15 protein-coding genes are annotated in these 22,043 nt (G+C 66.2%); 6 read left to right on the top strand and 9 right to left on the bottom strand.

Annotated features, from left to right (window positions below; all coding sequences use genetic code 11):
• Window positions 1-140: 140 nt before the first annotated feature.
• Both ACVWYQ_RS21680 and ACVWYQ_RS21675 read right to left on the bottom strand, forming a co-directional pair.
• Complete coding sequence (locus tag ACVWYQ_RS21680) at window positions 141-2,804, bottom strand: bifunctional diguanylate cyclase/phosphodiesterase (RefSeq protein ID WP_456726368.1); 2,664 nt, start codon at window positions 2,802-2,804, stop codon at window positions 141-143.
• A gap of 219 nt (window positions 2,805-3,023) precedes the next feature.
• A complete protein-coding gene (locus ACVWYQ_RS21675; protein WP_456726367.1) occupies window positions 3,024-3,299 on the bottom strand; it encodes a hypothetical protein in 276 nt (91 codons plus the stop codon).
• A gap of 107 nt (window positions 3,300-3,406) precedes the next feature.
• On the opposite strand from ACVWYQ_RS21675, the gene ACVWYQ_RS21670 reads away from it, so the two are divergent.
• On the top strand, window positions 3,407-4,468 hold the full coding sequence (locus ACVWYQ_RS21670; protein ID WP_456726366.1) for a LysM peptidoglycan-binding domain-containing protein: 1,062 nt from the start codon (window positions 3,407-3,409) through the stop codon (window positions 4,466-4,468).
• 179 nt (window positions 4,469-4,647) lie between these two features.
• The gene (locus tag ACVWYQ_RS21665) at window positions 4,648-5,976 is read left to right on the top strand and encodes a Spy/CpxP family protein refolding chaperone (RefSeq protein ID WP_456726365.1); all 1,329 of its coding nucleotides are present in this window, start codon (window positions 4,648-4,650) and stop codon (window positions 5,974-5,976) included.
• Here the strand turns inward: ACVWYQ_RS21665 and ACVWYQ_RS21660 are convergent, their stop codons facing one another.
• The 3 genes from ACVWYQ_RS21660 to ACVWYQ_RS21650 all read right to left on the bottom strand — a co-directional run bounded on the left by ACVWYQ_RS21660 (window position 5,977) and on the right by ACVWYQ_RS21650 (window position 11,758).
• Window positions 5,977-6,843 carry a hypothetical protein gene (locus ACVWYQ_RS21660; protein WP_456726364.1) on the bottom strand — a complete coding sequence of 289 codons (867 nt, stop codon included), beginning with the start codon at window positions 6,841-6,843 and terminating at the stop codon, window positions 5,977-5,979.
• 216 nt (window positions 6,844-7,059) lie between these two features.
• Window positions 7,060-9,507 (bottom strand): adenylate/guanylate cyclase domain-containing protein, encoded by a 2,448-nt coding sequence (locus tag ACVWYQ_RS21655; protein WP_456726363.1) that lies wholly within the window; start codon window positions 9,505-9,507, stop codon window positions 7,060-7,062.
• A gap of 193 nt (window positions 9,508-9,700) precedes the next feature.
• Complete coding sequence (locus ACVWYQ_RS21650; protein WP_404544653.1) at window positions 9,701-11,758, bottom strand: AsmA family protein; 2,058 nt, start codon at window positions 11,756-11,758, stop codon at window positions 9,701-9,703.
• A 250-nt stretch (window positions 11,759-12,008) separates the two neighbouring features.
• Here ACVWYQ_RS21650 and ACVWYQ_RS21645 point away from each other — a divergent pair, with 250 nt between their 5' ends.
• Window positions 12,009-12,683: a Crp/Fnr family transcriptional regulator gene (locus tag ACVWYQ_RS21645; RefSeq protein WP_036044931.1), complete on the top strand. Its 675-nt coding sequence runs from the start codon at window positions 12,009-12,011 to the stop codon at window positions 12,681-12,683.
• A 71-nt stretch (window positions 12,684-12,754) separates the two neighbouring features.
• Here ACVWYQ_RS21645 and ACVWYQ_RS21640 read toward each other — a convergent pair whose 3' ends face one another.
• The 4 genes from ACVWYQ_RS21640 to ACVWYQ_RS21625 all read right to left on the bottom strand — a co-directional run bounded on the left by ACVWYQ_RS21640 (window position 12,755) and on the right by ACVWYQ_RS21625 (window position 19,361).
• Window positions 12,755-15,898 carry an efflux RND transporter permease subunit gene (locus ACVWYQ_RS21640; protein WP_271539790.1) on the bottom strand — a complete coding sequence of 1,048 codons (3,144 nt, stop codon included), beginning with the start codon at window positions 15,896-15,898 and terminating at the stop codon, window positions 12,755-12,757.
• Entirely contained in the window at window positions 15,898-16,827 is a 930-nt protein-coding gene (locus tag ACVWYQ_RS21635; RefSeq protein ID WP_404544650.1) for an efflux RND transporter periplasmic adaptor subunit, read from the bottom strand. The genes ACVWYQ_RS21640 and ACVWYQ_RS21635 overlap by 1 nt, the downstream gene beginning before the upstream one ends.
• Window positions 16,828-16,985: 158 nt before the next feature.
• Window positions 16,986-17,657, bottom strand: coding sequence for an OmpA family protein (locus ACVWYQ_RS21630; protein WP_157287232.1), 672 nt, complete (start codon window positions 17,655-17,657; stop codon window positions 16,986-16,988).
• Window positions 17,658-17,804: 147 nt separating this feature from the next.
• Window positions 17,805-19,361 carry a caspase family protein gene (locus tag ACVWYQ_RS21625; protein ID WP_456726362.1) on the bottom strand — a complete coding sequence of 519 codons (1,557 nt, stop codon included), beginning with the start codon at window positions 19,359-19,361 and terminating at the stop codon, window positions 17,805-17,807.
• Window positions 19,362-19,707: 346 nt separating this feature from the next.
• Between ACVWYQ_RS21625 and ACVWYQ_RS21620 the strand changes: the two genes are divergently transcribed.
• From ACVWYQ_RS21620 to ACVWYQ_RS21610, 3 genes are all read left to right on the top strand, one after another.
• A complete protein-coding gene (locus ACVWYQ_RS21620; RefSeq protein WP_404544647.1) occupies window positions 19,708-20,514 on the top strand; it encodes an N-acyl homoserine lactonase family protein in 807 nt (268 codons plus the stop codon).
• A 180-nt stretch (window positions 20,515-20,694) separates the two neighbouring features.
• A complete protein-coding gene (locus ACVWYQ_RS21615; RefSeq protein ID WP_271539787.1) occupies window positions 20,695-21,531 on the top strand; it encodes a hypothetical protein in 837 nt (278 codons plus the stop codon).
• Window positions 21,532-21,638: 107 nt separating this feature from the next.
• Complete coding sequence (locus tag ACVWYQ_RS21610) at window positions 21,639-21,818, top strand: hypothetical protein (protein WP_271539786.1); 180 nt, start codon at window positions 21,639-21,641, stop codon at window positions 21,816-21,818.
• Window positions 21,819-22,043: the final 225 nt, after the last annotated feature.

The following is a 22,043-nucleotide window of genomic DNA, read 5'->3' as shown; positions in this document are numbered from 1 at the left end:
TCGACGAGCCAGGTGCGCAGAATTCAATGAATTGATAGCTGTCGGTCGCTGATTGTCAAATCGCCGCACGACGTCGAACCAAACACTCAGCGGCGCCGCTCTCCTCGCAGCGGACATCCGGGCAGACGTGGCGTCGCCGGCTAGGCCGCGACCGCCTGCGCCGCCAGCAGCTGCTTCAGCTTCGCCGCCGGTACCGCCGGGCTGAACAGCCAGCCCTGCATCTGGCTGCAGCCGAGCTGGCGCAGCACCTCGGCTTGCGCTTCGGTCTCGACACCTTCCGCGGTGGTCGCCATATGGCGCGCGGCGGCCATGTGCACCACGGCCTGCACGATTGGCGAGGAGTCCTCGGACTGACCGATGTCGCTGATGAAGCTGCGGTCGATCTTGATCTTGTCGAACGGGAAGCGGTGCAGATAGCTGAGCGAGGAATAGCCGGTGCCGAAATCGTCGAGCGCGATGCGCACGCCGAGCTCGCGCAGCTGCTGCAGGATCGCCAGCGCCTCCTCGTCGTCGCGGATCAGCACCGTCTCGGTGATCTCCAGCTCGAGCCGTCCCGGCGCGAGCCCGGACTCCGCGAGGGCGGCGGCGACCTTGAGCGCCAGCGTGCGCGAGCGGAACTGGACCGGCGAGACGTTGACCGCGATGTGAATCCGTCCCGGCCACGAGGCTGCCTCAACGCAGGCCTGCTTCAGCACCCATTCTCCGATCTCGCCGATCAGGCCGGTGTCTTCGGCGACCGGGATGAACTCCGCCGGCGAAACCATGCCGCGCTCGGGATGGCGCCAGCGCAGCAACGCCTCGCAGCCGGTGACGACATTGGCGGTGAGGTCGACAAGCGGCTGGTAGTGCACCTCGAACTCGCCGCGTGCGAGCGCCTGGCGCAGATCGAGCTCGAGCTGGCGGCGCTGCCGCACCTTGGCGTCGTATTCGGGCACGAACAGGCGGAAGGTGCGGCGTCCCTGCGACTTCGCCGCATACATCGCCAGATCGGCGCGCTTGAGCAGATCGTCGAGATTGTCGCCGTGGTCGGGCGCGATGGTGATGCCGATGCTGGCATCGGTCGGAATCTCCTGTCCCCTGCAATCCACCGGCGCGCGCAATGCCTTGAGGATGGTTTCCGCCAGTGCCGTCAGCTCGGCCGGATCGGAGGTGCCGGCCTTGACGATGGCGAATTCGTCGCCGCCCAGCCGCGCGACCATGTCGTTGCCGCTGACGCAGGCGCGCAGGCGGTTCGCCACCTGGCGCAGCAACTCGTCGCCGACCTCGTGTCCGAGCGAGTCGTTGACGCCCTTGAACTCGTCGACGTCGATATAGAGGATCGCGAACGGCTTGCCCTGAGCGAGCTCGGCGACGCGGCGTTCCAAATGCCCGCGCAGCAGCACGCGGTTGGGCAGATCGGTGAGCGCGTCGTAATGCGCCAGATGGGCGATGCGCTCGTCGGCGCGGATGCGCTCGGTGACGTCCTCATGGGTGGCGAGCCAGCCGCCGGCAGCGGCCGGCTGGTTCTTGATCTCGATCAGGCGGCCGTCGGCGGTTTCGACGATCGCGCTCTTGGTGCGGCCGCTATTGCTCAGGATGTCGTCGCAATAGGCCTCGACGTCGCCCTCGAACGAGCCGGTGTCCCGGCGGTGCCGGATCACGTCGCGGAAGTGGACGCCGGGCTTCACCACAGCGGCCGAGAGCCCGTACATCTCGACGTAGCGGCGATTGCAGACGATCAGCCGCTCGTCCTGATCGAACATCAAAAGGCCCTGCGTCATCGTGTTCATCGCGGTGTCGAGCCGCTGCTTCTCGAGCGACAGGCGATGCGTCACCTGGCGGAAGATCAGAAAGAGCGTGAGCACCAACAGGCCAATCGACAGCGCGGCAATGGTGACGAAGAATTTCGTCTGCGTTCGCCAGGTCGCCAGCGTCGCATCGAACGACTTGGTCGCGACCACGACCAGCGGCTCGCCGGTGAGCAGGCGCGAGGCGACGATGCGGTCCTTGCCGTCGATCGGGCTTGCGAGCTGGGTGGTGACGAAGGTGCGCTCGAACACCGCCATTTGCTCCGGCGTGCCGGTGCGGAAGTTCTGCCCGATCATCGCTTCGACGTGTGGAATGCGGGCGAGCAGCTGGCCGTTCTGGTGGTGCATCGCGATCGAGGAATCCTCGCCGAGCCCGGTCGAGGCGAAGAAGGATTCGAGCTGCTCCGGCGTGATCGCGCGCGAGACAAGCCCGAAGAATTCGCCGTGCGGGCCGGAGACGCGCCGCGCGAACACGATCACCGGTCCGTTGCCGAGCCGGCCGGGCACGACCTCCACCTCCTCCTGCGCGGCCGGATCGTCCTTGAGACGATGGAAATAGCCGCGATCGGCGATCGAGATATCGGCGACCGGCCATTGCCGCGACGAGTTGATCAGCACGCCCCTGGAATCGAACACATTGGCGCCGGCGACGTCGGACCAGCCGCTGGCTTTCGCGCGCAGCACCTCGTGCACTGCGAGCGTGCCCATCTCGCTGCGGAAGATTTCGGCGGACTCGATGCCGTGGCTCTCGAGCTCGGCGATGATGCTCTTCTGCAGCACCGCAAAGTCCTCGAACTGCCGGTCGAAATGCCGGGCGAGCATGCGGACGGCGTTTTCCAGGCTGTCGCGGCCGCTCTCGATGGCATTCTGCCGGAAACGGTCGACCGTGAGCGCGGTGCCGATGGCGGTCGCAAGCATCAGCACGAAGCCGCCGGCGATCAGCCACGTCAGCGGCGCTCCGCGCCAACGGCGGAGCAACGCGCGCGTTCGCGCGGTCCATCGGATCGATGCGCCCATCCAGCCCTCCCGTGGGATGCAAGATGCAGCAAAACCGACAAGACCCAGTTACCATTGACGGTTAGGAAAATGTGAATCGGAATGGAATCAGAGGGTTGGTTCCATCGCACAGGCGATCGCGGCAATACCGCAGCATGTCAGCGCTCGATTGCCCACTTCAAGGCTTCCGCGTTGGTCTTGGCGAACATCTCCGGCCCATCGAACTTGCCGGTCTCTAGGTCAGCGGCATTTCCAATGCGCCAGCCCCTTCGCCGCGACGCTCTTCATATACTGCTCGAGCCCGGTGGCGCCATCGGGGGAGGTGAAGGCGAGATCGGCATCGTCGGAGAGCGTGAAGCCGGGCGGCGGGCGGCCAAGGCGGGTGCTGCGGCCAGCGTCAGAGCAACCGCCAGCGATCGCGCGCCACGGGAGAATACGGTCACGGGAGGAATTCCCTTGAAGAATGCCGCCAGGCGGCCTTGATAATTGGACATCCGCGTGGTCGCGCCGGTTCATCCCGCGCGCCTGGATGGAAGCATAATCCTATCGGCAGTCTTGCTGCGGCAGCCAAATCGGCGCACCTTGCCGGCCTCGGCTGATTTGCCACTTAAGGGCCTTTTCAGATGATCACTGCCTCCAAGGCCTTCATTGCCTTCTGTCTGCTCGCGCTGGTCGGCACCGCGCTGGTGATCGGCCCGACCGAGCTGCGCCGCCTGCTGCCTGATGGACCGAAGGTCACCGTCGCCGCCAAGCTGGAGGCCAAGGTCGAACCCCAGGCCGGAGCCAAGGTCGAGCCCAAGCTTGAAGCCAAGGTCGAGCCCAAGGTCGAGTTCAAGCCTGAGTCCAAGCCAGAGCTGAAGCCGGAACAGCCGAAGCTCGCCGACAGCGCGCCGCCTGCACCCGAGCCGAAGGCGGGCGCGCTGGCCGAGACCCAGAAGCAGGTGGCCGCGCTCGGTGACCTCGTGCTGGTCAAGCCGCCGGCGCCGGCTGCAGATGCCGGCCCCCGTTTCGACGTCGCCCGCATCGACGATCACGGCGAGGCGGCGGTGATTGCCGGCCGCGCCACGCCGGGCGCGCGGGTCGAGCTGATGCGCGACGGCAAGCCGCTCGACAGCGTAGTCGCCGACGCCTCGGGCCAATTCGTGATGACCCCGCCGCAGCTGCCGGCCGGCTCGTATGACCTGACGCTCCGCGCCAGGGCGCCGGACGGCACGGTCACCGAATCCGGCCGGACCATGCCGGTCACCATCGCCGCGGCGGCGCCGCCGCCCGTGCGCACGCCGCCGGTTGCGAAGCAGGAGGCCAAGCCGGCCGAGAAGCCCGACGACAAATCAGATGTCGTCGCCGCGCTGCCGTCGCCCTCGCCGCGGCTGGCGTCGGTGCCTGAGAAGCAAGGGGCCCGGCCAAAACTGATCGGAGCACCTAAACCAAGGACTCTCGCGCATGCGCCGGCGGCCACCGCGGTCGCATCGGCCTCGCCGGCAGAGGCGCTCACCGCCGCGCCGGCCGAGGCCGGCGGCAGCCGGATCATCGCCCGCGGCGACAGCCTGTGGGCGCTCAGCCGGCTCGCTTACGGCGACGGTTCCCGCTATGCCGTGATCTTCAACGCCAACCGCGACAAGATCCAAAACCCTAATCTGATCTATCCCGGCCAGACCTTCGTGATGCCGCAAAAGGCCGAGTGACACGGCACGGCCGGCGCGTTGCGACGCATTGTCCTGTGTCTCTCTGGAACATTCGGTTCCCTCGCGCGTCTTCGTGATGCGACGCATTGCGCACTTGGCGCGGGTGGGAGGGCCAAGACGTGGCCGAACAAGTCGTGGCCAAACAAGACCTGGCCAAATTGGTCGTCAGGTCAACGATCATGTCGGGACGCATGGGATTGGCACTGGCTGGCGCGATCCTGGTGGTTGCAGCAGTGCTGCTGCCTGACAGAGCCGAGGCGCAGTTCGGCTTGCGCGGCGGTCCGGTCGGGGTTGCGCGCTTCGCCGTCGGCCACGTGATCGGCCTGTCGCGCCTGCGCCATTCCCGCATGGCGGTGCGCGGCGGCCGCTACCGCTCCGCGGCGCTGAGGTCGCAGGACCCGCGCGGGGCCGACCGCAGCCAGCTGTCGAACCCTTACGTGATGCGTGCGGCCCTCACGGCGCAGGCTGCGCTGGCGGGCTGGCAAGGCGGCCGCCGCCCGCAAGGCTGGTGGCGTCATCCCGATGGCAGCTACGGCTGGGTCGGCCCGGTGTTTTGGCCGTTCGCGCATGACGATCTCACCAATGCGATCATCTTCGGCGACACCACCAGCCTCTCGCTCTACGGCTACGGCGACATCTATGCCGCGCTATTCACACCCTATGCCGCCACCGAGCTTGCCGCCTACACCGTGCCGCAAGGCCGTCGCGCGCGAAAGGTCCCGACCGCGGAGACGCTGTGCGAGGCCAGCGACACCGGCGGCCTGCCGGTCGAGCGCATCGCGAGCGCCGTTGCACCGAACGAAGCTCAGCGCACCGCGCTCGACGAGCTCTCATCCGCCTGGCTTGCCGCGCGCGACACCATCCGCACCGCCTGCCCGGCGCAAACCCCTGCGAATGCGGCGGAGCGCCTCGGCCTGATGCACGAGCGTGTCGAGGCCATGATCAAGGCCATAGACACCATGGAAGCGCCGTTGTCGAAATTCGTCGGCCTGCTCAATGACGACCAGAAAGCCCGCCTCAACGCCCTCGCCAGCGAGCGTCGCGCCGTGCTGGCGTCCTATCAGTCCAAAAACGCTGACAAGAACGATATCAAGAACGCGAGCAAGAACGCTGACAAGAACGCTTCCAAGGACGCGCAGGCGGCCAAGGCATGCCAGGCGGACTACGATCCTCTTTCCGACGAGAACGCCCAGCGCCAATACGAGCAGCTGATCCAGCAGCAATGGCCCGCCGCCGACATCGCCACCACGCTCCATCTCGATGAGGTCGCCCGCGCCCGCTTCGAGGTGCTGCAGGACACCACGCTCCGCACCATGCAGACGCTCAGCGCCTGTCCGACCGAGCCCGCCGCAACCCCGCAGGCCCGCCTCGTCGCCGTGAAGGCGCGGCTGCAGACCATGCTGCAAGCCGTCGGCGCGATCAGCGACGCGCTCGACGATTTCCAGGCCGACCTAAGCCACGAGCAAAAGGCCGGGTTCGAGGCGATCGGGCCGAAGCGGGGGGCGTGATCACCCGCACGCCCAGTCGAACTTCATATCCCTGAAATCCAGCTGCGCGTTGCCGCCGCCGAAATTGTAGCCGCCGAAATATTCCTCGAACTCGATGTAGAACGGGCTCATCTCCGGCACGGCTTGGCACGGCCGCATGGTGCCGCCGAGATGGTTGTGGGCGTGATCCCTGGCCCAGTCGTGCAGGCGGAAATTGTCGCGGCTAGGGGCGCCGCCGACATAGTAGTAATATGGCTGATACCCGGTCGGCGGATTTTTGCGCACGTACTCATCCTGCGGGCCCTTGCCGGCGTTGGGATCATCAGCGCGCGGCGACAGCGCGATCGCGCGCGTCTCGCCGAGATCGGCGCGCGGCGGGGTTGCAAACATCTTCTTGGCGTAAGCCGGCGCGGCCTCGAAGAAGGCGCTGGCGCCGCCGACGTCGAGCCAGCGCGGCCGCTCCACTGTTGCCAGCGCAAGCGGCGCCGGCGGTGTCGCGAACGCGCCGTCATATTCGGCCCTCGTCAAGAGCAGCGCGGCATATGCGTAGTCGAGAATGTCGGTCATGCGCGACAGGCGCGGATGCGCCGGCCGTGCCAGCACCGCCTCGCGAATCTCAGGATCGTCGGGCGCGCCGCCGTCGTTGTGATCGGGCGCCGTGGCGAAGAACGACAATGCGACGATGTCATCGCCATGCACCCGATAATCCTCCGGCAGCAGAAGCGTGAAGCCGTGCATCAAGGGATAGCCGGTGACGGGATCGAGCGGCCATTGCTCGGATGCAATGCCCGGCGGCAGCCCAAACACCCAGCCCTGGTCGCGCGACCGATCCGCGGGCCGGTCCAGCATCTGCAAATCATAGGCACGCGAAGGCAGCGGAAATGCCACGGCTCGTCTCCATCCGGATTCAGCCTCGCCGTTGAGGCGAGGGTTGGTCGCGGGGAGCAGGGATGTGGTTCGGGGAGGCGTTGAGGATGCTGCCAATCGGCCGGTGTTTTGCCCGACGTGTCAAATCGCGCGGCACGCGGGCGAAGCCTGCCGTAAGTCATTGATCCCAAAGGCCCGCCTACTGTGCATGGGGTTGTTTTCGCAGTTTTGTTTCGGCTACCCCCTCCGCCGCACCGCCGTGGCATCCAACACGTTCTCCACCTCTTCGCGCCAGCTCAATATCTCCATCGCGAGCACGGGGTGATTGAAGCCCTTGAGCTGGAGATCGTCGAGGGCGCGGGCTTCGACCCATGGCTCGACCATGCCGTAGACGCGGCGGCTGACCACGATCTGGTTGGGCTTGGCCTCGCTGCAGAGGCGGGAGGCGAGGTTGGTGACGCTGCCGATCGCGGCATATTCCAGCCGCTGCTCGAAGCCGACCTGGCCGAGCGTGGCATAGCCGAGCGCGACGCCGATGCCGAAGCCGAGGCTATGACCGCGGTTGCGCCAGCGCTCGGTCAGGGGGCCGATCGTGTCGCGCATCTCCACCGCCATCTTCACAGCGCGCTTGGTGTGGTCCTCGAACTGGATCGGCGCGTTGAACAGGATCATCACGCCGTCGCCGGCATATTTGTCGAGCGTGCCCTCGTACTTGAAGATCAGCTGGCCGAGCGCGGCGTGATATTCGCGCAGCACGTTCATCGCTTCTTCCGGCTCGGTAGCTTCCGTGAACGCGGTGAAGCCGCGCAGGTCGCAGAACACCACCGTGACCTCGCGGCGTTGGCTGGTGAGCAGCCCCTCCGGGCTGTCGGAGGAGGCGATCAGCTGTGCCACCTGCGGCGCCAGGAAACGCTCGAGCTTGCGGATGCGCTCGATCTCGCCGAGCTGGGTCTTCACGCGCTCCTCCAGCGACTTGTTCCAGTCCTTGAGCTGCTCGGTCTGCTCGCGGAGCTTGTCGGCTTGCGCGCGCACGGTCGTGTTCGCCGCCTCCAGCGCGTGGCTCTTGTGGTCGACCTCGCTGAACAGCTGCGCATTGCGCATCGCCAGCACGGCCTGGTTGGCGAAGGTGCGCATCAGGCCGATGATGCTGGGCGCGAACGCCCCGGTGGCGCGGCGCAGCACCACGAGCGAGCCCAGCGTGCCCTGCTGGTCGATCAGCGGCACCACCAGCACCGAGTTGAAGCCGGCCGCGAGCGCGGCCTCGCGCAGCGGCTGCTCGGCGGCCTGCCTGAGCTCGGCCAGCGCGATCGGCTCGCCGCTGTCGGCGGCATCGCTCAGGATGTTGCCGCCTTGGGCGATGGTGACATGCGCGCCCTCGGCGGATTTGTCGATGCCGTTGGCCTCGACCAGGTTGAAGCGGCGCGCCTCGGCGTCGAAGCCGTAGATCAGCACCGCGTCGGCACGGGTGATCTCGATCGCGCGGGCCGCGATGGTCGCAAGCACCGCGTTGAGATCGAGCGAGGAGGCCACCGCGCGGCCGACCTCCTCCAGCACCTTGAGCTCGTGGATCGACTGCGCGAGATCGCGGGTGCGCTCCTCGACCTTGCTCTCCAGGTTCGAATAGGTCTCCTGGATCTGGTCGGCCATGCGGTTGAACTGCCCGGCGAGGTCTTCCAGCTCGTCGGAGGTGTGCACGTCGATGCGGTGGCTGAAATCGCCTTCGCCGAGCCGGTAGGCACCGTCGCGCAGTGCCGTGATCGGGATGATCATGCGGCGGGCGAGCAGCGTGCCGGCGAGGATCGCGACCATCAGGCCCATGCCGATCAGAAGCGCGATGCGCACCAGCTGGTCGCGGATCGGCATCAGGGCCTGCGTGGTCGGTTGCTCGAACAGCACGCTCCAGCCGAGCTTCGGCACGATGCTCGCGGCGCTCATCACCGCATGGCCGTTGAAGTCGGTCCCGGACGTCTCGGCTTCGTGGCCGGGCGCGATCGCGGCTGCCACCTGCGGCAGCTTGGAGAGGTCCTGGCCGATCTCGGGCCCTTTCGATGACGTCGCCAGCACGCGGCCGCGCGGATCGACGACATAGGCGAAGGCGGCCTTGCCTACTTGCGCGTCGGACAGGAAGTCGGAGAGGAAGCCGAGATCGATCTCGGCCACGGTGACGCCGGCATTGAAGCCGGAATGCGCCACCGAGATCGACATCAACGGCGTCCGGTCGGCGAACCAGGCCGGCGCGTAGGTGACGCCACGGGCGACGGCGTCGGTGAAGCGCACGTCGCGGGAGAGGTCGGCATTGCCGCCGGTCGTGGTCGATTGCCTGGAGACGCGCAGCACCTCGCGGCCGTCGCCGTTGAGCTGGAACAGCTGGTTGACGACCGAGACCTGGTGCAGCAGAGAGGCATAGTCGGCGCGGCGCTTCTCCAGCGTGTCCTGGCTCGCGCGCGTCACCCAGCTGATCTGGCGGTCGAGCTCGGAAATCGCCTGCTCGATGCGCCGGGCGGCTGCCTGCGCCTTGTCCTCCAGGCCGTCGGTCAGCTGTGTCCGCGTCGCGCGGTAGGAGATCCAGGTCTCCATCGCCCCGTTGACGGCGAGGACGAACACGACGAGGCCGACGAGGGAGACGACGTATTTGGCGAACAGGCCCTCGCGCAGAGATCGTGTCTTGTCGTTCGCTCCTGCCATCCCGATCCTCTCGCGCCGCCACTGACGCCGCGCGCTGTGGGCCGTACAGGCCCCTTCCAAGCCGTTCTACCACAATTTGGACCGAAGGGCCGTCACGCGGCCGGCGGACCGGCCGGTGTGGTTACCCCTGTGGTCTCCTGGGCAGGTGGACCGGCGGCGATTGTCGCAGCCGGATCCGTTCGAAGGAGGGAGCTTATCGATTGAAGAGCTGCCGCAGCACGTCGTTCATTGGCTGACTGTCCTGCTGCGCGGCCGGTGGGTCCTCCAGGGCTGGGGCCGCCGGCGAGGCCTGCGGCGCCGGCGTCGAGGGCGTTGCCGGCAGGCTGCGGTTGCGCCCGGTGCCAGTGCCGCTCCCCGCGCCGCTGGAGAGACCCTGCTGGATCAGATTGCCGATCGCCTCCCCGAGCGGGCCGCCGAGCAGATTGTTCTGTCCCGGTTGCTGGCCTTGCGGATTGGCATTGCCGGTTGCATTGCCACTGCCCGGCGCGGCAGTGGCACCCAGCCCGAGGCTGCCCAGGATGTTGCCGAGCCCGGCGCCGTCGGGGCCGAACAGGCCCTTGCCCATCTCGCGCAGCTTGGCATAGGCGGCGTCGGGATTGTCCAGCATGCCGGCCATGTCGGGATAGATCCGCGGCTGCGACCAGGAGCCCTGGATCATCACGGGAATGCCGAAGCCGACCGGCTCGGAGGTGCGGCCCTGGCCTTCGGTCGTCATCACGAGCTTGGGCTCGACGCGAAAGCCCATCATCTTGGTGTCGAGGGCGATGGTGCCGGCGCCGGTGACGCGCACCAGCGGCCCGATCAGGTTGAGATCGGTCGTCACCGCCTGGCCCTTGTCGATGCGGAAGGAGGCCGAGAGCTGCGACAGATCCGTGCTCTGCTCCTGGCTCGGGTCCTGGTTTCCGTTCTGGCTTCCTTGCCAGCCGGACAGCGTGCTCGTCGTCAGCGAGCGGATCATCTGCGCGACATTGATGCCGCGGATGGCGCCGTCCTGGAAATTGACGAAGGCCGTGCCCTGCATGTTCGCCATCAGCGCACGCTGGCTGTTGCCGGCGCTGCGCAAGGCGAGCTTGGCCTGCAGCTTGCCGTCGATGCGATCGAACTCGGCAAGGCTCTGGAGCAGCGGCAGCGCGCGCACGCCGACAAGGTCGGAATGCATGGCAAAGCTTGGCGCGCCGGTGGTCGCGTCCAGGATCACCTCGCCCGAGACCTGGCCGCCATAGGCGCCGAGATTGGCCGTGCCGGCCTTCAGCACGCCGCCGGCGAGCTTGGCGTCGAGCGCCAGCGGCGCGATCCGCGCATCGCCGATCACGGCCTCGTTGGCGGAGATCCGCACTTGCGCATCGACATAATTGAGCCCGGACACGTCGATCGGCGCATTGCTCCAGGGCTGCCCCGACACGCCTTCCGGCGATTTCGCCAGCGGCATGGCGAGCCGCTGGAAGTCGAGATCGACCTTGACCAGCGGCTTGCTCGCGATGTCGACGGAAGCCCAGCCGTTGAAGGCGCCGTCGCCGAGCCTGCCGTTCACGCCGTTGATCATCACGACATTGCCGCTCAGCCGCATCTCGGCCTGGCCGGTGAGCTGGGACTTCAGCACGCTGGGCATATCGACGGCGAAATCCACCTGAAACGCCGGCCGTTCGGCCGGGGAGGCCGCCTTGATGTCGAACTTGGTCGGGTGATCGCCGACGCGCGCGGTGCCGGTGATATTGACCTTGCGGTCGCGGTCCAGGATCGCGTCGGCGTTGATGGCGCTGATGCGGCCCTCGACACGGTCGCGCAGGCGCGAGAATGCCACTTCGCCGTCGGTGATCTTGATGCGGTCGATGGTGGCGCCTTTGGTGTCGAGCGCGAGCGGCTTCGAAGGGGCGGCTGCATTCGGCAGGCGTTCGCGGAGCAGCGGCTGGTAGAGCACGGGATGGGTGACGACGAGCTCGCTGATCTCGGGCCTGCCGGACCACACGCTCGCGAGCGACATGTCGGCCTGCACGCGATCGATCGTCAGGCGCGTGATGCCGCTTCGGTCCTTGGGGTCGGCCAGCGTGAGGTCGTTCAGCGTGACGTTCAGCGTCGGCCACAGGCTGATCTTGGTGGTGCCGTCGATCGACAGCCGATAGCCGGTCGCACTCTCGAGGCGTGAGGCGATCGTCGAGGTCAGGAAGCCCGAGGGGATCCCGACCACGAGCAGAAGTGCGATCACGACGATGACGGCGGCCAAAGCCCCACCGACAAATTTCAATGCTCTCATCTCGACTTTCCAGCGACGGACAATCCGCGCCGAACCCGGCCGATCACCCGTCCTTTGCGCCCGGAGTTTATCCCCGGACGGGAAGCGGCTCCAAGCGCGTAAAAATAGTCAGGGGGTGCTGCAAAGTTATGTGACTTATGACACACTTCTCCAGCGCGGTTTTACGCGATCCTGAGGTTGATGGTTTCAAGCGATTTGCCAAGACGATTTGCCAAGAGACGATGACCAGGACGTTCACAAGGACATTGACATGAGCAAGCAGGCCGAATTTGCGGTCATCCTGAAGATGAACCCGATGTTCGCCGATCTCGGCGCAGACGAGCTCCAGCGGCTGTCCAATCTCTGCCACACCCAGCATTTGGCCAGCGGCGAGGTGCTGTTCCAGAAGGGCGATCCCGGCAATGCGCTGTTCGGCGTGCGCCGCGGCCAGGTCCGCATCGAGACCGGCGCCGCCGACGGCAGCCGGCTGACGCTGAACTTCATGGGGCCGGGCGACCTGTTCGGCGAGGTCGCCGTGCTGGACGGCCAGAACCGGACGGCGGACGCGACCGCGGGCGAGGCCAGCGAATTGTTCGTGCTGCGGCGCGAAGACTTCCTCGGCTTCCTCGAGCGCGAGCCCAAGGTCGCGATCAAAATCATCGCGCTGCTCTGCCAGCGCATCCGCTGGCAGAGCGAGCGCATGGAAGAATCCATGCTGCAGCCGCTGCCGGTGCGGCTGGCGCGGCGGCTCTGCGCGCTCGCCGCCGATTTCGGTTCCGAGGTCCACATCTCGCAGGAGCAGCTCGGCGTCTTCGTCGGCGCCGCCCGCGAAAGCGTCAACCGCCAGCTCCAGGCCTGGCGCAAGGAAGCGATCCTCGATCTCCAGCGCGGCCGGATCCTGCTGCGGAACATGACCAAGCTGACCGCGATCGCGCGGAACGAGTAGGGGCTTGTTCGCGGCGCTCATCATCGCACCCGACAGGTGACGAAGGTCGGCCGGTCGTAAGCCGCTTAACCCTACTCCGCCGCGGGCCGCGCGACGCTCGTTGGCGCCGGCCTGGCTTCCGCCGGCGCAGCTCCATGATCCATCTCCGCATCCTCGCTGTGCACGATCAGCCGCTTGGCGAAGCGCCAGATCAGGGCGCCGAAATCGTCCATCACCATGAACATCGCGGGCACGAACACCAGCGACAGGAGGGTCGAGAAGATCAGGCCGCCGATCACCGCGAGCGCCATCGGCGAGCGGAATTCGCCGCCGGCGCCGACGGCCAGCGCGCTCGGCATCATGCCCGCGGCCATGGCGATCGTGGTCATCACGATCGGACGGGCGCGTTTCATGCCGGCGTCGATCATGGCCTCCTCGCGCGGCGTGCCGGCCTTGATGGACTCGATGGCGAATTCCACCAGCATGATCGCGTTCTTGGTGACGATGCCCATCAGCATCAGGATGCCGATCCACACCGGCGTGGTGAGCTGCTTGCCGGTGACGAGCAGGGCCGCGATCGCGCCGCCGATCGAGAGCGGCAGCGAGAACAGGATGGTGATCGGCTGCAGGAAGGTGCCGAACAGCAGCACCAGCACCGCATAGACCATCATCAGCCCCGCCGTGATGGCGGTCGCAAAGCCCTCGGACAATTCGTTCAGGCTTTCGGCATCGCCCGAGGGCGAGACCTTCACGCCCTTCGGCAGGGTCTTCATGACCGGCAGGTCGTAGATCTTCTTGGTGGCATCGCCGAGCGCGGCGGAGCCGACGAGGTCGGCGGCAACCGTCGCCTGCCGTTCGCGGTCGTAGCGGCCGATGCTGGTCGGACCCTGGTCGAGCTTGACGTCGGCGATGACCGAAAGCGGCACGCCGCCCTTCTCGCCGCGCTCGCCGAGCGGCACGCGGAGCTGCTCCAGCGTCTTCAGATCGCCGCGGGCGGCGTCCTCGAGCTGCACGCGGATCGGCACCAGGCGGTCGCCGACGTCGAACTTGGCGAGCGCCGGTCCGACGTCGCCGATGGTGGCGACACGGATGGTCTGCGACAGGCTTTCGGTGGAGACGCCGAGCCGTGCGGCGAGATCGGCGCGCGGCTCGATGCGCAGTTCGGGGCGCTCCAGCGAAGTTTCGGAGATGACGTTGGCGATGGTGGGAATGCGCTTCATCTGCGTCGCGAGCTCGCTCGCGACGTTGTTGACGATGTTGGGATCGACGCCGGTCACCACCAGCGAGATCGCGCGCAGGCCGTTCTCGTCCAGGAACCAGAAGCGGATATCGGGAACGTTCTCCAGCTCCTGGCTGATCGAGAATTCGAGCTCGCGCTGGGTGATGTCGCGGCTGTCCTTGGGTGTGTAATTGATGATCAGAGCGGCGCGGCGCACCTCCTGGGTGCCCGGCGGGACGCGGCCGCCGTCGACGAAGATGCTCTTGACCTCGGGCCGCTTGCGCAGACGCGCGACGATGTCCTCGGTGACCTTCTCGGTGTAGGCGAGCTGGGTGCCCGGCGGCAGCTCGAGCGCAAGCAGCGATCGCGCGCTGTCCTGGGCCGGCAGGAAGCCCTGCGGCAGCAGCGTGATGCTCCAGATCGAGGCGGCGAAGACGCCGAGCCCGATCAGCACCGTGATGAAATAGTGCTTCACCGACCAGGCAACGATGCGATGATAGGAGCGCAGGATGGGACCGGGCGGCGGCTCCTCGTGCGTGCTGTGCTTGAGGAAATAGGCGGCCAGCACCGGCGTGACGAAGCGCGCGGCAAGCAGCGAGAAGAACACCTGCACCGAGACGGTGATGCCGAACTGCTTGAAGAACTGTCCGGCAATGCCCGACATGAAGCTCGCAGGCGCGAAGATGGCGATGATGGTCAGCGAGATCGCGATGACGGCGAGGCCGATCTCGTCGGCGGCCTCGAGCGCGGCCCGGTAGGGCGACTTGCCCATGTTCATGTGCCGGACGATGTTCTCGATCTCGACGATGGCATCGTCGACGAGAATGCCCGTCGAGAGCGTGATGGCGAGGAAGCTGACGAGGTTCAGCGAGAAGCCGAGCAGGTCCATCGCCCAGAACGCCGGGAAGATCGACAGCGGCAGCGAGATCGCGGCGATGATGGTGGCGCGCAGGTCGCGCAGGAACAAGAGCACGATGATCACGGCGAGGATGGCGCCTTCGAACAGGGTCGAGATCGCCGCGTGGTAATTGCCGTTGGTGTATTCGACCGAGGTGTCGATCACCTTCAGGTCGACGTCGGGATAGGCCGCTTTCAGCGCGTCGATGCGCTTCTGCACGGCCTCGGCCACCTTCACGTCGCTGGCGCCCTTGGAGCGCTTGATGCCGAGCGCGACCACCGGCTCGCCGTTGAAGCGGGCGAAGGTGCGGCGGTCGGCGATGGTGTCGGTGACGGTGCCGAGATCGTCGAGCCGGACCTCGCCGCCGCCGAACAGCGGGATCATGGTGCCGGCGAGATCGCCAAGGGTCTTGGCGCCGGCGAGCGTGCGGATCGCCTGGTCGTTCTTGCCGATCTCGGCGCGGCCGCCGGCGACGTCGACATTGGTGCCGCGCAGGCTCTGGCTGACATTGACCGCGGTCAGGCCCATCGCCTGCAGGCGATCGGGATCCAGCGAGACCAGGATCTCGCGCTCGACGCCGCCGATGCGCTCGACCTGGGCGACGCCGCGCACGCCCTGCAGCGCGCGCTTGACCACGTCGTCGACGAAATAGGAGAGCTGCTCCGGCGTCTTGCCGGGCGAGATCGCGGCATAGGTCACGATCGGCAGGCCGATGACGTCGACGCGCTGGATCAGCGGCTCGGTGACGTTCTGCGGCAGGTTGGAGCGCACGCGCGTCACCGCGTCCTTGACGTCGTTGAGCGCGCGATCCGTGTTGGTCTCGAGCGCGAACTGGATCGTGGTGACCGACAGGCCGTCGGTGATCGACGAAGTGATGTGCCTGACGCCCTCGACGCCGGAGACCGCGTCTTCAACCGTCTTGGTGACCTGGGATTCCAGTTCTGCCGGTGCGGCGCCGAACTGCGATACCGCCACCGAGATCACGGGGATGTCGGCCGAGGGCAGCCGTGTGATCGCGAGCTTGGTGAAGGACACCCAGCCGAGGACCAGCAGGATGATCGAGAAGACGACCGACGGGAGCGGATTGCGGATCGACCATGCCGAGATATTGAGAGCCATCAGCGTACCCGCGTGCGATCGAGTTCATCGGCGAACATGGTCTTGATCTGGTCGCCGTCATGGAGCGAAGAGCCGGCGTCGGCCACGACGATTTCGCCGACCTGCAGCCCTTCCAGGATTTCCGTCGCGCTGTCGGACGACAATCCGACCCGCACCTTGCGTGTCTCGACGACATTGCCCTTGACGACCTGCACCGTGAGGTGATCGATCGCGGTCTTCGGGATCGAGACGCCGCAGCTTCGCTTGGCGTCGATCGAGGCGCGAGCGAACACGCCGACCTTGAGCGAGGGGTTGTTGGCGACGCTGATGCGGACCCGCCCGAGCTGCGTGGTGCGGTCGATCTCTGGCGCAACCAGCCGGACCCGCCCGATCAGATCGGGCGCATCGTCGCGGCTGATCCGCACGGTGGCGCCGGAGGTGAGCTTGGACATGTGCACCGCCGGGACCTGGGCGTCGAGCTCGATCTCATTGTTGACGGCGATGCGGAACATCGGACCGGCCTGCGGCGAGGCCGGCGCGCCGACGATGGTGCGGACCTCGGTGATGAGGCCCGGCGCTGGGGCTTTCAGCGAGATCGGGCCTTGCTGGCCGGGCCGTTGCGGCTGGCCCGGAATCTGCGGCGGCGCAGTGAGGCGCGCCAGCTCCTGGTTGTCGGCGACGATTGTGCCCTCGGTGACCAGGAGGTCGGTGACCCTGGAGCCTTCCTGATCGGCAACGACCACCGCCTCGCGGCGCGGCACGAAGAAGCCGGTCACCCGCACCAGATCGGAGAAGCAGGCATTGGTCGACTTCGTCACGATGACGAGCGCCTCGCTTTGCGTCTCCTTCGGCTCGGGACGCTTGCGATGCTCGAACAGATAATAGCCGATGCCGAGCGCGGTGACGAACAGCACGGTTCCGGCCGGCTTGAGATATTCAGTCAAATTCATCGCCGGATCATCCTGACCTGGCTCACGGCCATCCGCGCGAGGCCCAAACGGAGCGCTTTTCTGACATGAAGCGGCGTCCCGCAAGGCTGCGGGACGCGCTTTGGAAACGAGACCTTACACGACATCACGACTTGTCACTGGCAATGGATTCGTCGTGCTCACTTCGATGCGGTGGTCTTGTTTTCCATGTTGACGACCTGCACGCGCCGGTTGGCCTCCGCCAGCGGCTGGTTCGGGTCCTTGAGCTTGCTCTTGCCGTAGCCGACGGTGACGAGATCGGTCGCGGAAATGCTGTACTTCTCGACCAGGTAGCGCTTGATCGAATCCGCGCGACGCTCCGAGAGGTCCTGGTTGTAGGCTTCGCCGCCGGCGGCGTCGGTGTGGCCGGCAACCACGAAGGTCGAGCCCTTCAGGTCCGGGCTGGTCAACGCGCGGCCGAGCGCCTGCACCGAGGGCAGCGACTTGGCGCTGATATTGGCGGAGTTGTAGTCGAACGTGATCTCGAGATCGATGTTCGGCTTGTCCTTGGCCGCGGAGGCGATTTCCTCGCGCTCGATGGACGACAGCGACCGCGTCGAGCGGCCGCGCACCGACTGCAGCAGCTTGGTCTCCGCGGCGTTCGGTGCGGTTTCGGTCTGCGGACCGATCGAGAGGCCGCGGGTCAGGGGCTTCTTCGGCGCCGGCGCCAGCGCGCGGACGATCTCGTCCTCGGTGACGTTCTTGCTGTTGCCGTCATCGCCCGCATATGTGGCCGAGGTCGGCAGCGACAGCGCGGCGCCGACGGTGATGATGGACAGAATCGCGGTAAGCCAATTTGCAGCCGATCTCATTCCCAGTCCCTCCTGCGCAGCCAGCTCACGTGCTCTCAAAATTCAAGCAACACGCCCCCGAAAAGGCCTGTTGCGGCATCCGCCCATTGGTCTTCCCAGGGCTGTTCAAGGTTCGAGCCTTGGACGGGGGCCCAACTCAAAAAAATACTAGCGCACTCCGTAGCTTGCGAATTCCTGAACGATGTTCGGATCCATCGCCTTGGCATTGGCGATGTCCAGCGCCCCCTCCTGGGTCGAGCCGTTGCGTTGCTTGGCGAGGCCGCGTCCGTAGAGCGAGGAGGTCAGGCGTGGGTTGATCTTCAGGGCCGCGTCGAAATCGGCGATCGCATTCTTCACCGCGCCCGACTTCAGATTGACGAGCCCGCGGCTGTCCAGCGCATCGACGAAGTTCGGCCGCAGCCGCAGCGCCTCGTTGCAATCCTTCAGCGCGGCCTGGAGGTCGCCGACCACGGTGCGGGTCCAGCAGCGGTTGTTGAGGGCCTCGACGTCCTTCGAATTGATCCGGAGGGTGTCGTCGAAATCCTTGATGGCGAGGCTGTAGGCGCCCTTGCTGGCATAGACCTGGCCGCGGCGGTACAGCGCGTTCACGTCGTCAGGGTTGGCGGCAATCTTGGCGGTCAGGCTCTTGATCGTGGGATCGTCAGCCAGGGCGGCAGCGCTCGGCCCACCGTCCGTGCTCGGCGCGGGAGCGGGATCAACCGGCTTCACCGGCGGTGGCGGCGGGGGCAGGGCGGCCTCGATCTGCGGCCTCGGCGTGGGAGCAGGCGCGGGCGCCGGTGCCGCGACTGGAGCCGCAGGTGGCGGAGGCGCAGGAGCTGCAGCCGCGCTGTCGGCCGGCTTCGGCGGCGGCGGTGGTGTCGGCGGTGCGGGAGGGGCGGGCGGCGGGTTGTTGGCGACGACAGCCGGCGCGGCGGGAGGCGCGGGCGGCGGCGTTGCCGGACGCGATCCGCCGGCGCCCGGAATGAACGAGAAATCTTCGGCCAATGACGAGGAAATCCACGGCACCTGCTCGCCGCGCGAGGCGCGGGTGACGCCCATCTTGGTGCGGTTCAGCGTCTCCTCGGCCATCAGGTCGGGAACGCGGATTTCCTTCAGCAGCTCCTGGACGAACAGGCTGCGGTCGCCGCCGGCGTCCGAGACCACCGAGGCCAGTGCCGCCGAGTACATCACCAGCGTGCCGTTCGGGGCGATCACCGGGGTCAGGCCCGCTGAGAAGCTGCGGAACCGGCGCTCGAACGGGTTGCGCCTGGACGCATCGACCAGCGCGATCTTGACGCCGGCGCCGCGGGTGTTGAGCTCGCCGAGGACCGTCTCGAGGCTGAAGCCATCGCGGCGCACGTCGGACTCGGTCCAGATCTGCGCATCCACCGGCAGCAAATAGCTCTGGCGGGCGGACTGGATGCCGAAACCCGAGAAGAACACCAGCGCGACCGAGCCCGGCTTGATTTTGCCGTAGAGCTTATCGAAGGCACGGCGCATGGCGTCGCCGGTCAGATTCTCGCCGAGCTCGACCGAAAAGCCGTCGCGCTTGAGCTCGTCGGCGACGGCGCGCGCATCGTTGATCGGTTCCTTCAGCGGGGCATCCGCATCCGGATATTTGGCGTTGCCGATGACCAGCGCAAAACGGTCGCCGGCCGCAAGCGAGGGGGCCGTCGGGACGAGCGAGATCAGCAAGGGCAGAAGAAAAAAGAAGCGAATTTTCATAATCAGCGCGGTCCAGCCAAAAGGCGCCGTTCCAGCTTGCGCCGCGGCGACCTTAACTTACGCTTACCTCATTATCAAACCGGGGACGGAGGGCGTCAACCGCTTGGAGATACGGCCTTATCCCGATGATGGACCGCAGCGGATGGGCATGCCGCGAGAGGAATGGATGGGGTTGTCATGACGGTCCTCGGTACCTCGATGCTGTCGGCGGACCTTAGCGCAGCCAGGGCGGGTGAAGACGTGATCGATCTCACATTGCAGCCTCGCCTCCGGGTTTGACCTTTCCTGCCGGTGGTGGCTTGGTGTGCGCGATCGTCCAAGATCCAACTCTAAAAAAAGCGAGCCCATGGGAAACGTCTACGAGATCTACGCCCTGCGCTATGCGACGATGTCGCCGCGCACCCCCCACATGAACTTCCTCGTGCCCGACCCGCATGACAGCGCGGCGCAGGACCTCGATTATTTCGTCTGGCTGATTAGAGGGCACGGCCGCGACATTCTGGTCGATACCGGCTTCAACGCCGAGGAGGCGAGCGCGCGGGCGCGCAAGCTCACGCTCAATCCCGTCGATGCGCTGGAGCGTTTCGGCGTCGCGGCGTCAGCCATTCGTGACGTCATCGTGACGCATCTGCATTACGACCATGCCGGCAATCTCGACCGCTTTCCCAACGCGCGCTTCCATCTGCAGGAGCGCGAGATGGCCTACGCGACCGGACGCTGCATGTGCAACGGCCTGCTGCGCCACCCGTTCTCGGTCGAGCATGTCACGCTGATGGTGCGCCACGTCTATGGCGAGCGCGTCACCTTCTATTCCGGCGACGGCGAGGTTGCTCCCGGCGTGACCGTGCACCGCGTCGGCGGCCATTCCGATGGCTTGCAGGTGGTGAAGGTCGAGACCGCGCGCGGCTCCGTGGTGCTGGCCTCCGATGCCGCGCATTACTACGCCAATCTGCAGCGCCGGAGCCCGTTCCCGATCGTTTATAATGTCGGCGACATGGCGCAAGGCTGGGACACGATCGAGCGCCTCGCCGGCCATCCCGACAGGTTCATCCCCGGCCATGATCCGATCGTGACCGAGATCTATCCGCGCGCCAGCGATGAGGTCGATGCCTGGGCGCTGCATTTGCCGCCGACGCGGTCGTTCGCGACGTGACGATATCGTCACTTTGGAGACAAATGTGGTCACCCGCCTTCCCGGCCTCACGCCGACCCCGCGCCGTCGCGGCCGTGCCTGACCTGGTCCGTCCCTCGTGGTGACGGCGGCGAAGTAGGTTTCGGCAAGTGAGGGTAGCGACTTTCGTCGCTCGGGACGATGTAAAGCATCGGCCCGGGGATGCGCGATCGTGCACGCCGATTGACGTATTCATTTGTCATTTCTAGGTTGTGCCTGACATTCACAACGGTGTTCGGCGTGCTTTCAAAACTCAAAAACCTTGCTGCCGACGCCATGAAAGGCGCCAGCGGGCATTTCTCGAAAGCTTCCAGGGCAATTGCCGACTTGGCCGCGAGTCTCGCCGGCCGCGCCGCGGCCGCCGCTGATCTAGGCCGCATTCTCGATATCATCGAAATGGTCCCTGGCGTCAGTTTCGAGAAGCCTGAGCCTAATGCCGATTATCTCAGTACGCTGCTGGTTGCGGTGCAGATGGGCGAGCTTACGCTGGCCGTGCACTACCGCCAACAAACCGAAGCTGGCGTCGTGCGCCTGCATCCCGTCACAACGGCTGAGGCCAATGCACTGACCGGTTCGGACGACAAATTTTCCTCGATGATCCTGATCGACGGTGAGAACGACAAGCCTGCCATCCAGATGCTGATGAATACCGAGCATCTGGCAGAAAATTATCGGTACGTCACCGCCGACACTCTGGTCAACGCATTGGCTTTCCCGATCGAGAATGTCAAAGGCGGTTTCATCATTGCCAGGCCGTTTCGTTCAATCGCGCGACCGATCGCAGGATGGCTGCTCAACATCATTTTCGACCAGGGTGAGAAGCTACATCGCCGTTTCCGTGGCAACCGCGCCGAAGGTCGGCCCCAATCACCGTCGCTATCAGCGGAGGAGGCAGCCGGCGCGGCGAGTGTCTCGATCACGCCGGAAGACAGTGACGTCCAGGCTCGGGTCTCCGATCGAGCCATCGACGACCAGCCGCGGAATGATGGCGTGAATTGACTGAACAGCGTCGAGGGCCGCGCGCTCTGTGGTCTCGTCTCATCGCCACACGCTTCCCCTGGGATGTGCATCGGGCGCGTGAGTGCGCCCAGGCGTGCCGGGTCCCAGTGCTCTACATCGAAGCGGCCCATCGGCTCGCGGATCTGGATCGTTTTGCGGCGCTGTGTCCGCAACTGGTCACGGCCAAGGCCGTCGGCTCGGGGCATTTCCTGTCGCTGGAGGTGCCGGAGCAGATCAACCCGATGATCGATCGGTTTATCGCGCTCTACGTGCGAAGACACGGGTAAGCGTAATCGCTGCCGGGCAGTGCGGCGATCGACCGCCTCACTCACGCCGTGGCATCACGATAGCCAACGCACCAGGCGACAGAGCAGATCGTTCACCGCGTCCGCTTCGAGAGTAGAGCAGACCTGGCCTGTCTCGAATGCCCCGAAGCTGCCAATGCTCCGCATTGTGAAATTGCCGATCAAGGCTCAAATTGATGTAGGCTGAACGGCGCGAAGCGACGTGAT

It is taken from the genome of Bradyrhizobium sp. USDA 3397 (assembly GCF_054060965.1).
The sequence above is the reverse complement of the archived record's forward strand: the minus strand, read 5'-3'. Positions and strand labels throughout refer to the sequence as shown.

Bases quoted from the DNA above. Each gene is read 5' to 3' on its own strand.
- ACVWYQ_RS21650 (WP_404544653.1), bottom strand. From the start codon at position 11,758: ATGAGAGCATTGAAATTTGTCGGTGGGGCTTTGGCCGCCGTCATCGTC.
- ACVWYQ_RS21675 (WP_456726367.1), bottom strand. From the start codon at position 3,299: ATGAACCGGCGCGACCACGCGGATGTCCAATTATCAAGGCCGCCTGGC.
- ACVWYQ_RS21640 (WP_271539790.1), bottom strand. From the start codon at position 15,898: ATGGCTCTCAATATCTCGGCATGGTCGATCCGCAATCCGCTCCCGTCG.
- ACVWYQ_RS21665 (WP_456726365.1), top strand. From the start codon at position 4,648: ATGTCGGGACGCATGGGATTGGCACTGGCTGGCGCGATCCTGGTGGTT.
- ACVWYQ_RS21630 (WP_157287232.1), bottom strand. From the start codon at position 17,657: ATGAGATCGGCTGCAAATTGGCTTACCGCGATTCTGTCCATCATCACC.
- ACVWYQ_RS21680 (WP_456726368.1), bottom strand. From the start codon at position 2,804: ATGGGCGCATCGATCCGATGGACCGCGCGAACGCGCGCGTTGCTCCGC.
- ACVWYQ_RS21670 (WP_456726366.1), top strand. From the start codon at position 3,407: ATGATCACTGCCTCCAAGGCCTTCATTGCCTTCTGTCTGCTCGCGCTG.
- ACVWYQ_RS21655 (WP_456726363.1), bottom strand. From the start codon at position 9,507: ATGGCAGGAGCGAACGACAAGACACGATCTCTGCGCGAGGGCCTGTTC.
- ACVWYQ_RS21635 (WP_404544650.1), bottom strand. From the start codon at position 16,827: ATGAATTTGACTGAATATCTCAAGCCGGCCGGAACCGTGCTGTTCGTC.
- ACVWYQ_RS21615 (WP_271539787.1), top strand. From the start codon at position 20,695: ATGCGCGATCGTGCACGCCGATTGACGTATTCATTTGTCATTTCTAGG.
- ACVWYQ_RS21645 (WP_036044931.1), top strand. From the start codon at position 12,009: ATGAGCAAGCAGGCCGAATTTGCGGTCATCCTGAAGATGAACCCGATG.
- ACVWYQ_RS21625 (WP_456726362.1), bottom strand. From the start codon at position 19,361: ATGAAAATTCGCTTCTTTTTTCTTCTGCCCTTGCTGATCTCGCTCGTC.
- ACVWYQ_RS21620 (WP_404544647.1), top strand. From the start codon at position 19,708: ATGGGAAACGTCTACGAGATCTACGCCCTGCGCTATGCGACGATGTCG.